Genomic DNA, 13440 nt, shown 5'->3' on the forward strand with positions numbered 1-13440 from the left:
TCTATACCAAAGGTGGCAGGGGGCGCGCCGGGCCCAGCACGGCGGCGAACAGGTCGCCGCGCTCGGCGAGCCGCTCCGGGACCGTGCGGACGGTGAACGCGTCCGGGCGCAGCGCCGGGTCGTCGAGCTCGTCCCAGCCGACCGGCGCGGACACCGGCGCCCCGGGCGCGGCGAGCGGGCTGTACGGCGCGAGCACCAGCGGCCCGGCCGGCGCCCCGTGGTGGGCGAGGTCGGGCACGACCGCCGCGACCGAGCGCGTCAGCGACCCGACCCACCCGGTCGTGTCGCCGGCCGCCGGCACCCACAGCTCGATGCCGTGCCCGCCGGACACCTTGACGCCCGCGGCCACCCCGAGGTGTTCGAAGGCCGTGCGGTACAGCCGGGCCAGCGCCAGCTGGTCCTGCCAGGCGCCGTCCAGCCCGATCACCGCGACCCCGGTCGCGGGCACGTGCCATTCCAGGGCGCCGGCGGCCGCCGCCCACACCAGCGCGGCGGGTTCGGTGATCGTCAGCGAGGTGAGCCACGCCGGGGCGTGCCGCGGCGGCCGGCGCTGCCAGGACCCGGCGGTGCCCGCCCCGCGCGGGAAGCGGCGCAGGTTGAGGGCGCGGCCGGCGACATGGGGCAGCAGGGTGGGTGCGATGCGGGCGGCGTACCGCAGCAGCTCCCGCCTCGTCACCGGCGGCCGCCCCGGGAACAGCACCGCGTCCGGCGCCGCGACCCGAAGGTCACGGCCGAACACGTGCCAGGTGTCGCCGTCGCCGAGCGCGTCGAGCGCGCGCAGCTCCTCCCGGCCCGCCTTCAACGGCCGGGCGCCGCTGTGCGGGTCCCAGAGCCGGTCGGGGTCGGCGAGCACCTCCTCGCTCGTGCGTCCACTGAGGACGGAGCGCGGGTGGTCCTCCGGGTCCCAGCCGTCGACGGCGTGCTCGTCCCGCTTGTGCAGCATCAGCCAGCCGTCCTTGCCCGACCCCGGCCGGTTCGTGCGGATCAGCACGAACGTGCCCCGCAGCTTCTCGCCGTGCAGCCGCGCGTGCAGCTCCCCGTTGGCGACCGCCGCCGCCGGATCCGGGTCCTTGTACGGCTCCCACGTCCCGGCGTCCCACACGATGACGTCGCCGCCGCCGTACCCACCGGCGGGAATGACCCCCTCGAAGTCCACGTAGTCCATCGGGTGGTCCTCGACGTGGAACGCGGCCCGCCGCACCTTCGGGTCGAGCGTCGGCCCCTTCGGCACGGCCCAGCTGACGAGCACCCCGTCGATCTCGAGCCGGAAGTCGTAGTGCAGCCGGGTCGCGCGGTGCCGCTGCACCACGAAGCGCCGCTCACCAGCCACGAACCCAGTCAAACACACCGCGGCGGTCCTCGGGTCGGGTACGATGCCCGGTGGCGCCGCCGCGCGCCGTACCCCTTGACCGGTGGCCCACGCCCACCGGCGGCGCGGGGGAGAAGGTGGTCCGCTGCCATCGCGGTCGTGTCGTCCGAAGGCCGGTCCACCCGTCCGACCCGCACGACGGTCGCCGACTCCGCCGCGTGGGCAGGCGCAGCGGCCCGACCGTCGGTGAGGCAGCCGTGATGACCGACCACAAGCATCTCAAGCGACTCGTCCGGGCCCGCAGCGCCCGCACCGGGGAGTCGTACACCACCGCCCGCCGGCACGTGCTGGCCACCGCGCCGGGCGCGGTGGACGTGCCGGTTTCACCGGGCGCGGTGGACGTGCCGGTTTCGCCGGGTGCGGCGGTTCCGCTCGTGCGGCATCAGCCGAGCGACGTGGTGCGGCGGCTGTTGCACGCGGCCGGCACCGAGCTGAGCGAGCCCATGGTGTGCGGCCTCGGCGGCGGCATCGGCTTCATGACGGCCGTGTTCGAGTACCGGGGCCGGCCCCCGATCCTCACCCTCGTCGCCCAGCACCACCCCGCACCGTGGGCGCCCACGGTGCTGCGCCGGCTCGGGATCGCGTTCGCCGAGTCGCACAGCACCACCCCGGCGGCCGCGCTGCAGGCGTTGCGCGCCCGCCTCGCCGACGGCCTTCCCGTGTACTGCACCGTCGCCGCCGGCCGCCTGCCGTGGCGGACCCGGACCGACTCCGGCCCGGGTGCCGCGACCACCTTCACCGACGCCGACCCGCACGGGGTCCTGGTCACCGCCGAGGACCCCGGCGGCGTCACCGTCCACGACGCCGGGCCGCACCGGCTGCCGGTCGAGGCGTTCGCCGACGCGTGGTCGGCCCACCGCAAGGGCCGTCACCACCGGCTCGTCGTCACCGGCGCGACCCCGTCCACCGACCTCGCCACCGCCGTCACGGCCGCTGTCGAGGAGACGGCCGCGCACCTGACCGGCCCGGTGCTCGGCACCGCGTTCGACGCCAACTTCGGGTTCGCCGGCATGACCCGCCTCGCCGCCCAGCTGCGCGACACGACGACCAGGACCGGGTTCGCCCGGCGGTTCGCCGCTCCCGACGCGTACGCCTTCCTGCTCCGCCGCGTCCACGAGTGCCTCGAGGAGCAGCACACCGCCCCCGGCGCCACCCGCCCGATCTACGCCGACTTCCTCGACGAGGCGGCCGGGCTGACCGGCCGCCCCCGGCTCGCCGAGGCGGCCACGGCGTTGCGCGCCTCCGGGGCGGTGTGGTCGGCGATGGCGGCGACGGCGAGGGAGTCCGCCGGGTCGGCGCCGGCGGCCGTGTTCGCCGCGCTCGCCGACCTGCTGGACGAGGCCCGTGTCATCGAGGAGGCCGCGGTCGGGCTGCTGCGCCCCTGACCGGCGCCGCGTTCCAGGTCCGGGGCGCCTGGATGCGGGCCGGTGGGCCGGGCCGGTGGAGCGGCGGGGCCCGGGGGTGGTCCGGCGGGGTGGACTGGCGGGACGGCGGGGCCCGGGGGTGGTCCGGCGGGGTGGACTGGCGGGACGGCGGGGCCAGGCGGTGGTCCGGCGGGGTGGACGACCAGCCGGGCGACCGCCGCACCGGCGACCGCGGCCAGCACGACCGCGCCCGGCAGCAGGGCGAGCCCGTCGGCGGCCCAGCTGCTGCCGGCGACGGCGAACAGCACGTTCGCCACGAAGATGGACAGCATCAGCGAACCGGCCACGACCGGGACGCTCAGCACCGGCGACGCGGCCACCAGTGCCACCCACCCGACGGTGCCGGCCCGGCGCCGCCTCCGCGCCGAGCCGCCGCCCGCGCCCGGGCCGGCGTCGAGGCCCGCGCCCGCGCCCGCGCCCGCGCCCGCGCCTGCGCCCGCGCCTGCGCCCGCGCCTGCGCCCGCGCCGGCGTCGGGGTCCGCGCCTGGGTCCGCGCCTGGGTCCGCGCCTGGGGCCGCGCCTGGGGCCGCGCCTGGGGCCGCGCCTGCGCCCGCGCCTGCGCCCGCGCCGGCGTCGGGGGCCGCGCCTGGGGCCGCGCCTGGGTCCGCGCCTGGGTCCGCGCCTGCGTCCGCGCCTGCGCCGGCATCAGGGTCCGCGCCTGCGCCTGCGTTGAGGCGCGCGCCTGCGCCTGCGTCGGGGTCCGCGCCTGCGTTGAGGCGCGCGCCTGCGCCTGCGTCGGGGTCCGCGCCTGCGCCGGCGTCAAGGTCCGCGCCTGCGCCTGCGTTGAGGCCCGGGCCTGGACGCGGGCCGCGCAGGATCGCGGTCGCCAGCACCATCATCGGCGCGGCGAGCAGCACGCCGATGGCGGTCACCTCGTTGGGCACGCCGGCGCCGGTCGCGACGCCGCCGGCGCCGAGCAGCAGGGCCGGGGCGAGAGTGGCGGCGGTCAGCCGGGGGCGGCTGAGCGGGGTCCGGCGGGCCGCGGCCGCGGCGTGCACCGCGACGACCGCGAACATCGCCGCCAGGACCGCGGTCGTGCCGGCGAGCCCGGCCGGCAGGAACGGGTGGTTGACCGCCGGGGTGCCCTGGCCGAACAGGATCGGCCCGCAGCAGGCGGCGGTCAGCGCCGTCCAGCCGAGGCGGCGCCGGGCCACCAGCGGGTCGCCCCCGCGGCGGCGGCCCGCGACCCGCCACGACAGCGCCGCCGCGACCGCCGCCGCGGCGAGGGCGGTGCGCAACCCGCCCGGGCCGGTGACGCCGGCGCGGGCGAGGACCCCGTCGGCAGCCAGGAGCAGCAGGGTCTGCACGGCCGCGGCGAGGGCCACGGCCCGCCGGTCGGCGGCGGCGAGCAGCAGTCCGAACGCCGCCAGGGCGATACCCGCCCAGCGCAGCTCGGCGACCCACATGTACAGCTCGCCGTCACCGCCGGGCATCGGCGCCGTCTGGCCGACCAGCGGCATCGCGGGGCTCAGGACCGCCAGGGTGTACGCCCACGCCAGCAGCCCGGCCGCCAGCGCCGCCGCGCCGGCGACGGTGGCGGGGCCGCTCATCCGCAGCGGCACGGGGGTGCCGGCGGGGATCGCGGCGGCCCGGGGCGCGCGGGGGCGGGCGGCGCCGAGACCGTACCCGACCGCGAGGCCGGTCAGCAGCAGCAGGTGCGACGGGAACGCGTTGGTCGCGTTGAGCAGCGCGACGCCGTCCGGCGTCGGCGTCCACGACGTGCCGGTCCACGCTGCCCCGGACACGAGCGCCGGCCCCCAGCCGAGCGCCGCTTCCACGCCGCCCCCGGACGCGAGCATCGACGGCAGCGCGGCAGCGGTGACCGCCAGCTCCACGACCAGCGGCGTCCCCACGACGGCGAGCACCGCCGCCAGCACGCGACCCGCCACCCGCCGCGCGGAAGGAGCACGCCGAGCGGCGGCCACCAGCGGCGTCGCAGTGGTGGGCGGCGGGGACATGGCGGGCGGCGGAGATGCGCTCGGCGGTGCCGAGGAAACCGGCGGCGTGGAAGGCGCGGCAGGAGCCGGCGGCGTGGAAGGCGCGGCAGGAGCAAGCGGCCTGGATGAGACCGGCGGCGGGGAAAGGGTGGGCCGCGGGGCGGCGAGCCGCACGACGGCGACGGCGAGCGCCGTGGCGAGCAGCGTCCAGGCGACCGCGCCGGCGCACAGGCTGGCGGTGAGGGCGCCGCCGTCCGGGCCGACGAGCCCCTGCGTGCCGACCACCAGCACCGCGAACGACACCGCCAGGGCGGCGGGAGCGGCGGCGGCCGGGGCGGCTGCGCCGAGGCGCCGCAGCCGGGCCCAGCGCACCGGCATCCGCCGGCCGAGCCACCAGGCGGCGGCGGTGATGCCCAGCAGCGGCGGCACCGAGGTGGCGACGGTGACGGCGGTGCCGGCCGGCCACGTGACCCGCGTGCCGGTCAGACCCAGCAGCCACTCGGCGGCGCCGCGCAGGGCGGTGCCGGCCGGACCGACCGCCAGGACGCCGAACAGCACCAGGACCGCGATCGGCTGCACCGCGGGGCCCACCGCTGGCAGGCCCTCCCGCCAGCCGCGGGGCACCCCGTCCTCGTCCTCGACCGGTGGCGCGGCGGCCAGGCTGAACGCGAACCGCAGCTGTGCGAGGACCCGCCGGCCGGCGCTGCCCGGCTCGGTGCGCAGCACGTGCAGCTCGGCGGCCCACTCCCGGGCCTGCTCCGCGCGCACCTCGGCGGGCCAGCGCCGGGCCGCCAGCCGCAGCAGCGCGTCGGCGAGCCGGTCCGCGGCGGTCACGCCGGCCCCGCCGCGATCCTCGGGGTGACCGGCGCGGCCGCCAACCCGGGCAGGCCCGCGGAGCCAGGCACACCCGAAGCGCCGGACGAGCCGGACGACCCAGACGAGCCGGACGAGCCGGACGACCCAGGTGACCCGGGTGACCCAGGTGTCCCCGCGATCGGGCCGCCGTCGGCCAACCCGGCCCGCAGCTGCGCCACGGCGGTCCGCGCGAGCACCGCGCCGTCGGAGGTCAGCCGGTAATACCGCCGGGCAGGGCGCCCGGCGGCGACCGGGTCGACGTCCTCCCAGTGCGCCGCCACCCAGCCGGCCCGCTGCAGGCGCAGCAGGATCGGATACAGCGTGCCGCTCGGGTGCCCGGTGACCCGCATGAGGTCCAGGCCATACCGGTCGGCGGCCGGGTCGGCCAGGAACGCCGACACCACCTTCGCCACCGCCACCGTCATCCGCACTGATGTCACCACAGTCGACACTCTACATAGGGCTGAGCCGTTTCTCTACATAGGCCGCCAGGCGTCAGTCGTACACCGGCAAAAAACACGAAAAAAGAGAAATGTCTGAAATAGGCTGCTGAGCATGGATCGCAGGGCGTTGCTGGTGGCCGGCGGGGCCTTCGCCGGGTCGTTGCTCGGGGGGCGGGCCGCGCACGCCGTGGTGCGGTGGCCGATGTTCGAGTGGGAGCGACAGGGCGGTGCCGTCGCGCCCGGTGCCGGTGTGACGGTGCCGCCGCTGCTGGCGGTGTACGGCGACGGCGAGGCCTACGCCGATGCGGCCGCCCACCGGTACCTGCCGGCGCGCGACGCCGAGGCGCTGCGGGACCACGCGGTGCGGGTGCTGCGGCTGCGGGGCGGCACCCGCCGGTTGCCGGACCGGGACCCGCCGCGCGACGCCCCATGGGACCGGGTGCGGGTCCGCACCGCCGACGGCCACTACCTGACCGCGCACCTCGACGGCTGGGGCGACGGCGACCGGCCCGGCGACTTCCCGCCGCCGCTGCACGAGCTGTACGACCACGTCCAGGTCCTGCGCGGGACCGTGCGCGCCAGCGGTGAGCCCTGGCACCCGGACGCGCTGCTGCTGGCGGCGGTGCACCTGGACGCCGGGCCCGCCGGGTGCGGACGCTGGCCGGCCGGCGTGGCGGTCCCGGCGGTCGGCCCGGGCCGGCGGTACGTGGAGACGAGGCCGGCCGGCGCCGCGGCCCGCCGGGTGCGCCGCGTCCTGCCGAGGTCCGGTGCGGGCGGGTGGCCGTGCTACCGGACCCCGGCGGGGACGTGCATCGCGGCGAACTGGCGCTACAGCCTGCCGCACGAGTGGTGACCGGGGCGCCGGCCGCGATCAGAAGCGCAGGTCCGCCAGGTACCGGTAGCCGTTGCGGGCCGTGGTCAGCGCGTCGGCCGGGGTGCGCGGCGGGGTGCCGGCGTCGTCGCGCTCGACGATGTACTCGACCAGGCCGGCCTCCCGCGCGTGCTGGAAGATCCGGCCGAAGTCGATCAGGCCGGCGCCGGGGTCGCTGAACGCCGCGGCGGTGTCCATGTCCTTCACGTGGACCTGGCGGATGCGGCCCCGGTGCCGCTGGATGAGGTCGACCGGGTCGGCGGTGCCCCGCCACGCCCAGAACAGGTCGACCTCCAGGTGCACGAGGTCGGGGTCGGTCTCGGCGGTGAGGATGTCGTAACCGGTGCGCGGCCCGCCGTCCTGCCGGACGAACTCCAGCTGGTGGTTGTGGTAGCCGAAGTCCAGGCCGGCCCGCTTGGCCAGGGCGCCGGCCCGGTTGAGGTCGCGGGCCAGGGCGTGATACTTGGCGCCGTCGCGGATCGGCTGGCCGGTGCTGGCGTCGATGCCGAAGAACGGGTGCACGACGAAGCGGTTGCCGACGATGTTGGCGTCGTCGAGCGCCCGCTGCCACGCCGAGGCGTCCCACGGCTGCGGGACCGCGACGTGCCCGGAGGTGGCCTTGAGGCCGGCGGCGTCCAGCGCGGCGCGGAACTGGGCGGCGGTGCGGCCGACGAACCCGGCGTGCTCGACCCGGGTGTACCCGATGGCCCGCAGCTCGGCGAGGCTGGCGGCGAGGTCGAGGCCGAGCTGGTCGCGCAGCGTGTAGAGCTGGACGCTGATCCGGTCGAGCGGCACCCGGGAGAGGCGGTGCCCGCCGGCGGCGGTGTCGGGGGCGGCGGCGGCCGGGGTGGCCAGGAGCGGTGCGGCGAGCAGCGGGGCGGCGGCTGCGGCGCCGAGCAGGTTGCGCCGGCTGACGGGGGAGCTGGGCATGCGGTGCACTTCCCTCCGGTACGTCACGGACTTTCGTACATCTGAACCTTTCTATATTTGGATCCGACGCTTGTCACGCCCGGACAGCGAAAAGGGCACCCCGGGGGGGTGCCCTGCTTGCGCTCGGAGGATCAGGCCGGCGTGGTCTCGCCGCGCAGGTCGCGCTGGCGCGGCAGGTCCGCGCCGTCGCCGCGCAGCCAGCCGATTGCCGTCGCGCGGTCGGGCAGCACCACGAACAGGTGCAGCAGGCACAGGGTGTGCATCATCCGCCGCATGAACGGCGCCAGCCCGACCAGGCAGGTGTGGCCACCGGCCTGCGCGGCGCGGTGGCGGGCGGCGACCAGCAGCCCCAGCACGGAGGAGTCGAGCGTGTCGACCCGGCTCAGGTCGAGGATCAGGTGGCCGGGGCGGTACCCCGCGGGCGACAGCGCGGCGCGCAGCGCCGGACCGACCTCGATGTCGAGGTCTCCGCTGAGGGCCACCACCAGCGCCTCGTCGACGACGGTCGCGCTGACCCGCGGGTCGGTCGGCACCGCCGGGGCGGGCTCGGCGTCGACCTCGGCCGCGCTCGGCGTCGACGGGGCGTCCCCGGCGAGCCAGCCGACCGGATCGGCGTCGGCGGAGGCCAGGGGCACCCGTGAGCAGCGCCCGCAGCTGTGCGGTCCGGTCGCGAGGCGGGCACCGGTCCAGCCGTGCCGGCGGAACAGGCTCCAGACGAGGTCCCAGTTGTGCATGGTCGCGCCGAGCCCGGTCACGCTCTGGCCGCAGGCGTCGCAGATCAAGGTGAAGTCGGTGCCGTCAGATGTCGTCGCCGCGGTCACGGTCGCCGCTCCTCTCACTGAGCTGAGTCCGATCAGTTCACTGGGTCTTCGCCATCATGTCTTGTCCGTCGGCCTCCGGGACCATTCGTAACACGTGATTTACATGCGCGATTTGCAACGTTCGCCGTACACGGGGTGACGGCGCCCGCAATGTGAGTCTTCCTCCCGACGTCCAGACCTGCCGGTGGATGTCCAGGAGCATGCCGATGGCAGTGGCGTCGATAAACGGGCAGCCGGCCAGATCGATGATCAGCTGTTCGGGATGCAGCGTCAGCGCGTCCTCCAGCAGGGCCCGCACGCGTGGCTCGGATCCGGCGTCCAGCTCCTCGGTGACCATGATCTCGACGAGCGGCGTTCCAGGGGCGTCGATGCCGGTGCGCATGGACCGAGCCTCCGTCGCACATGTGGCGGCCGTTCCGCGGAACTATGACAGTTGTATGACAACGCGTCCGGCCTGGCATGATGCAGTGGTGGCGGGTGTACTGGTCATCGAGGACGACGATCGGATCCGGCTGTCGCTGATGCTCGCGCTGGAGGACGAGGGCTACACGGTGCGCGGCGTGTCCAGCGCTGAGGACGGCCTCGTGGCGCAGCGGGCGGAGCCCGCCGACACGGTGCTGGTCGATCTGATGCTGCCCGGCGTCGACGGCTTCGAGTGCATCCGCCAGCTGCGCCGCGACGACGACGTGCCGATCGTCGTGGTCAGCGCCCGCGACGACACCCACGACATCGTCGCGGCCCTGGAGGCCGGTGCCGACGACTACCTGGTGAAGCCGGTGGCGGTGAAGGAGCTGTCGGCGCGCCTGCGCGCGCTGCGCCGGCGGGGGCGCACCGTGCTGTCGCCGGTGTCGACGCTCGTCTTCGGCGACCTGGAGATCCTGCCCGAGGCCGGCGAGGTGCGGGTCGCCGGCGAGCCGGTGGCGCTGACCCGCACCGAGTTCCGGCTGCTGTGCGAGCTCGCCGAGCACCCCGGGCTGGTGCTGTCCCGCCAGCAGCTGCTGCAGCGGGTATGGGAGTACGACGTCGGCGACGAGCGCCTGGTCGACGTCCACGTGGGACGGTTGCGGCAGAAGATCGAGGACGACTCCCGGGCGCCCCGGCGCCTGGTCACGGTCCGCGGCATGGGTTACAAGCTGCAGCGATGAAGAAGGCGGGGCTGCGCACACGGGTCGTCGCGGGGTTCGCCGCGGGTGCCCTGGCGCTCTCGGCGTCCATGGCGTTCATCTCGTACGAGCTGACCCGCGGCTCGCTGCTCGCCGGCCGGGAGCGGGCCATGATCCGGGCCACCGCCTACGACGCGCGGATCATCACGGCCGGCCTGGACGGTGAGCGCCCCGACGTCGTGGCCGTGCTCAAGTCCCTGGACACCGGCGGCAACCGGCGCACCCTGCTGCGCCGCGACGGCGGCTGGTACACCCGCAACGCCGACCCCGGCGCGGCCGACGCGGTGCCGGCCGGGCTGCAGCGCCTCGTCGAGCAGGGCGGCCAGGGCGCGCAGTGGGTGCGGGTCGACGGCGTGCCGGCCCTCGTCATCGGGGTGTCGCTGTCGCCCACGACGGCCCTCTACGAGATCGACTACCTGCGCGAGCTGGACCAGACCCTGCGGACCCTCGCCTGGGTGCTGGGTCTCGTCGCGGCCGCGGTCGCGGCGGCCGGCGCGGGCCTCGGCTGGTACGCCACCCGGTACGTGCTGCGCCCGCTCCGCTCGGTCGCCGACGCCGCGCAGGGGATCACCGACGGTGACCTCAGCGCCCGCCTCGACCCGGCGACGGAGCCCGACCTGGCCCGGCTGACCGAGTCGTTCAACGGCATGGTCGACCAGCTGGCCCGCCGGCACGAGCGGGACCGCCGCTTCGCCGCCGACGTCAGCCACGAGCTGCGCTCCCCGCTGCAGACCCTCGCCGCCTCCGCCAGCGTCCTGCACCGGCGCCGGGCCCACCTCGACGAGCGGACCGCGCTCGCGGCCGGTCTGGTCGTCGAGGAGATCGGCCGGTTCCAGCAGCTCGTCGACGACCTGCTCGAGCTGGCCCGCAGCGACCAGCCGGCCCGCCGGGCGCCCGTCGACCCGCACGACCTGGCCCGCCGGGTCGTGGAGGGCCAGGGCCTCGACGCCGGCCTGGTCGAGCCGGCCGCCGAGGACGGGGTCCGGTGGCTGGTCGACCGGCGGCGCGTCGAGCAGATCCTGGCCAACCTGCTGGACAACGCGGTCCGCCACGGCGGCGGTCCGGTCGCGGTCCGGCTCACCAGCGTGGGCGGGACCGGCCGGGTCGAGGTCGACGACGAGGGCCCGGGGGTCCGCCCCGACGACCGGCTGGTCATCTTCGACCGGTTCGTGCGGGGTCGGTCGGCCGGCGCCCGCGGCGGCGGCGACGGCACCGGCCTCGGCCTGTCCCTCGTCGCGCGGCACGCGGCGGCGCACGGCGGCCGGGTCGTGGTCCTGGACCGCCCCGGCGGCGGGGCCCGCTTCCGGGTCGAGCTGCCCGGGGCCGTCCCGTGAGGCGCGCCGCCGTCCTGCTGCTCGCCGGGTCCGTGCTCGCCGGGCTGGTCGGGCTGGCGGGCTGCGGGGTGCCCGACGAGGACAGCCCGCGGCCGATCGAACCGTCGCTGATCATCGGCAGCCCGCCGGCGCAGGCCCCCAGCAACCCGGCCGGTGCCGTCGTCGAGCGGCTGTACCTGGTGCGCGACGATCAGCTCGTGGCGGTCGAGCGGCGGGTCGGCTCGACCGCGGACGTGGCGGCCCTGCTCGGTGACCTGGTCGCCGGCCCCACCGAGGCGGAGCGCGACGAAGGGCTGTCCAGCGCGCTGACCGGCACCGACCTCATCGCGGGTGTCCGGCTCGTCGACGGCACGGCGGAGGTGTCGTTCCGGCCGCAGTCGGGTGGGCGTACCGACGACATCCTCGCGATCGGGCAGATCGTGTGCACCCTGGACGCCCGCACCGACGTGGACACCGTGCGCTTCCTGCTCGACGGCCAGGTGCTCAAGGTCCCCCGCGCCGACGGCTCGCTCACGGAGCTGCCGCTGACGGTCGCGGACTACCGGACGCTCATCGCTGAGCGGTGAGCGTCCGGTCTCACGCGCCGGCTCTACCGGCCGGTGGCCGGCTCTACCGGCTCACGGCCGGCCCTCAGCGGCCGGCGGGCCGGCCCGACGTGCTGGTGGGGCCGGGCTCACTCCTCGGTCAGGCGGTCGATCACCAGGTAGTAGCGGTCGATGCCGTTGATCAGCTTGGCGAGCTGGGCGAAGTCGACGGGCTTGCGGAAGAAGTGCTCGGTGGGCACGCCGAAGTCGCGCAGCATCTGCTCCTCGAGGGGCGAGCTGGTCAGCACCACGACGGTGAGATCGGTGAGGCGGGGGTTGTTGAGGATCCGGTCGAGCACCACCCGGCCGTCGACGCCGGGCAGGTTCAGGTCGAGCAGGACGATGTCGGGCGTCGGCGCCTGCGCGTGCTCGCCGCGCCGCTCGAGGTAGTCGATCGCGGCGAGGCCGTCGCCGATCACCGTCACCTCGTTGCGCAGCCGGTGCTCGCGGAACTCGTCGAGGGTGAACGCCACGTCGCCGCTGTCGTCCTCGACGAAGAGGATGCGAGCGAGCTCGGGTGGCCCGTCCCCGTTCATTGGCCTCCCTCCAGAATGTTGCAGTACTGCAATGTTCTCGCCACACGATAGTGCACGCCGGCGACGGTATCCACCGTGCAACGATGTCCCGATGACCACCCCGGGGGGAAACGAGGCGCTGGTTCGGGCGCTGCTGGCGGTCAGCCGGAGCATGGTGGCGCTCGCGGTGCGCAACCTGGCGGCGATGGAGGCGGACGTGACGCTGCCGCAGTACCGGACGCTGGTGCTGCTCGCCACGGCCGGCCCGCAGCGCAGCGCCGGCCTGGCCAAGGAGCTCGACGTGGCGCCGTCGACGCTGACCCGCATGTGCGACCGGCTCGAACGCAAGCTGCTGGTGCGGCGCTTCCACCGCGACAACGACCGCCGCTCGACCTGGCTGGCGCTCACCCCCGCCGGCCGCGACCTGGTCGGCGTGGTGATGCGCGAGCGGCAGCGGGAGCTGTCGGCGCTCGTCCAGCAGGCTGGGCTCGACGCGTCGCAGGAGTGCCTGGACCTGCTCGACCGCATCGTCGAGGCGTCCGGCGAGCTGCCCGACGGGCTGTGGTGGGACCGCTGGGAGGTCTCGGCGGACCCGGTCGACAGCGTGACGCTGCCCTGATGCGCGACCCGGTGCTGCCCGCGGCCACGCTGCACACGCCACGGTTCGTGCTGCGCCCGTTCGTCCCCGCCGACGCCGCGGACGTCCACGCGGTCTGGCAGGACGCCAGGTTCATCGACTCCGCGCCGCTGGGCTACGCCTACGCCGGCGCCGACTTCGACACCGCCCTCGCCTGGTGCGGCAGCGGCATCGAGGAGCGCCGCCGCACCGGCAAGGGCATCGGCTTCGCGGTCGTGCCCCGCGACGGCGGCCGCCTGGTCGGGCACGTCTCGCTGTTCAGCGCCGACTGGACCGCGATGACGGCCGAGATGCACTACTGGACGGCGCCCTGGGCGCGCGGCCGCGGCGTCGCGGCGGAGGCGGCCGCGGCGGTGGCCCGGTGGGCGCTGACCGAGCAGGGCTTCGCCCGCATCGCACTGCAGGCGGCGCCGGGCAACACCGCGTCCCGGCACGTGGCCCAGCGGGCCGGCTTCCAGGCCGAGGGGGTGCTGCGCAACGTCGCGGTCTCCCGCACCGGCCGTCACGACCTCGTCATGTACAGCATGATCCCGTCCGACCTCGAGGGACCGTGACCG

At 76.2% G+C, this 13440-nt stretch carries 13 protein-coding genes; 7 read left to right on the plus strand and 6 right to left on the minus strand.

The features are described from left to right. Position 1: 1 nt before the first annotated feature. On the minus strand, positions 2 to 1330 hold the full coding sequence (ligD, locus tag OP18_RS43235) for a non-homologous end-joining DNA ligase LigD (protein WP_245635731.1): 1329 nt from the start codon (positions 1328 to 1330) through the stop codon (positions 2 to 4). Positions 1331 to 1569: 239 nt separating this feature from the next. On the opposite strand from ligD, the gene OP18_RS56155 reads away from it, so the two are divergent. Then, a complete protein-coding gene (locus OP18_RS56155; RefSeq protein ID WP_156090188.1) occupies positions 1570 to 2754 on the plus strand; it encodes a DUF4872 domain-containing protein in 1185 nt (394 codons plus the stop codon). A 2806-nt stretch (positions 2755 to 5560) separates the two neighbouring features. Here the strand turns inward: OP18_RS56155 and OP18_RS62755 are convergent. Then, positions 5561 to 6028, minus strand: coding sequence for a PadR family transcriptional regulator (locus OP18_RS62755; RefSeq protein WP_162189906.1), 468 nt, complete (start codon positions 6026 to 6028; stop codon positions 5561 to 5563). Positions 6029 to 6140: 112 nt separating this feature from the next. On the opposite strand from OP18_RS62755, the gene OP18_RS43260 reads away from it, so the two are divergent. Then, on the plus strand, positions 6141 to 6881 hold the full coding sequence (locus tag OP18_RS43260; RefSeq protein WP_156090189.1) for a hypothetical protein: 741 nt from the start codon (positions 6141 to 6143) through the stop codon (positions 6879 to 6881). Between the two features lie 18 nt (positions 6882 to 6899). Here OP18_RS43260 and OP18_RS43265 read toward each other — a convergent pair whose 3' ends face one another. The 3 genes from OP18_RS43265 to OP18_RS43275 all read right to left on the minus strand — a co-directional run bounded on the left by OP18_RS43265 (position 6900) and on the right by OP18_RS43275 (position 9032). Then, a complete protein-coding gene (locus tag OP18_RS43265) occupies positions 6900 to 7829 on the minus strand; it encodes a sugar phosphate isomerase/epimerase family protein (protein WP_033365169.1) in 930 nt (309 codons plus the stop codon). Between the two features lie 131 nt (positions 7830 to 7960). Continuing rightward, positions 7961 to 8650: an STAS domain-containing protein gene (locus OP18_RS53905; RefSeq protein ID WP_052388202.1), complete on the minus strand. Its 690-nt coding sequence runs from the start codon at positions 8648 to 8650 to the stop codon at positions 7961 to 7963. Positions 8651 to 8687: 37 nt separating this feature from the next. Continuing rightward, a complete protein-coding gene (locus OP18_RS43275; RefSeq protein ID WP_052388203.1) occupies positions 8688 to 9032 on the minus strand; it encodes an STAS domain-containing protein in 345 nt (114 codons plus the stop codon). A gap of 88 nt (positions 9033 to 9120) precedes the next feature. Between OP18_RS43275 and OP18_RS43280 the strand changes: the two genes are divergently transcribed. Genes OP18_RS43280 through OP18_RS43290 form a run of 3 tightly spaced genes read left to right on the plus strand, consistent with a single transcriptional unit; the run spans position 9121 to position 11713 of the window. Continuing rightward, on the plus strand, positions 9121 to 9795 hold the full coding sequence (locus tag OP18_RS43280) for a response regulator transcription factor (RefSeq protein WP_033365145.1): 675 nt from the start codon (positions 9121 to 9123) through the stop codon (positions 9793 to 9795). Continuing rightward, on the plus strand, positions 9792 to 11147 hold the full coding sequence (locus OP18_RS43285; protein ID WP_033365146.1) for a HAMP domain-containing sensor histidine kinase: 1356 nt from the start codon (positions 9792 to 9794) through the stop codon (positions 11145 to 11147). The genes OP18_RS43280 and OP18_RS43285 overlap by 4 nt, the downstream gene beginning before the upstream one ends. After that, positions 11144 to 11713 carry a GerMN domain-containing protein gene (locus OP18_RS43290; RefSeq protein WP_245635732.1) on the plus strand — a complete coding sequence of 190 codons (570 nt, stop codon included), beginning with the start codon at positions 11144 to 11146 and terminating at the stop codon, positions 11711 to 11713. The genes OP18_RS43285 and OP18_RS43290 overlap by 4 nt, the downstream gene beginning before the upstream one ends. Before the next feature lie 107 nt (positions 11714 to 11820). Here OP18_RS43290 and OP18_RS43295 read toward each other — a convergent pair whose 3' ends face one another. Beyond that, positions 11821 to 12267, minus strand: coding sequence for a response regulator (locus tag OP18_RS43295; RefSeq protein ID WP_033365147.1), 447 nt, complete (start codon positions 12265 to 12267; stop codon positions 11821 to 11823). Positions 12268 to 12358: 91 nt separating this feature from the next. Between OP18_RS43295 and OP18_RS43300 the strand changes: the two genes are divergently transcribed. Next, positions 12359 to 12865, plus strand: a complete 507-nt coding sequence (locus OP18_RS43300; RefSeq protein WP_033365148.1) for a MarR family winged helix-turn-helix transcriptional regulator — start codon at positions 12359 to 12361, stop codon at positions 12863 to 12865. Then, on the plus strand, positions 12865 to 13437 hold the full coding sequence (locus OP18_RS43305) for a GNAT family N-acetyltransferase (protein WP_033365149.1): 573 nt from the start codon (positions 12865 to 12867) through the stop codon (positions 13435 to 13437). The genes OP18_RS43300 and OP18_RS43305 overlap by 1 nt, the downstream gene beginning before the upstream one ends. Positions 13438 to 13440: the final 3 nt, after the last annotated feature.

Source organism: Dactylosporangium aurantiacum (assembly GCF_000716715.1).
GTDB lineage: Bacteria > Actinomycetota > Actinomycetes > Mycobacteriales > Micromonosporaceae > Dactylosporangium > Dactylosporangium aurantiacum.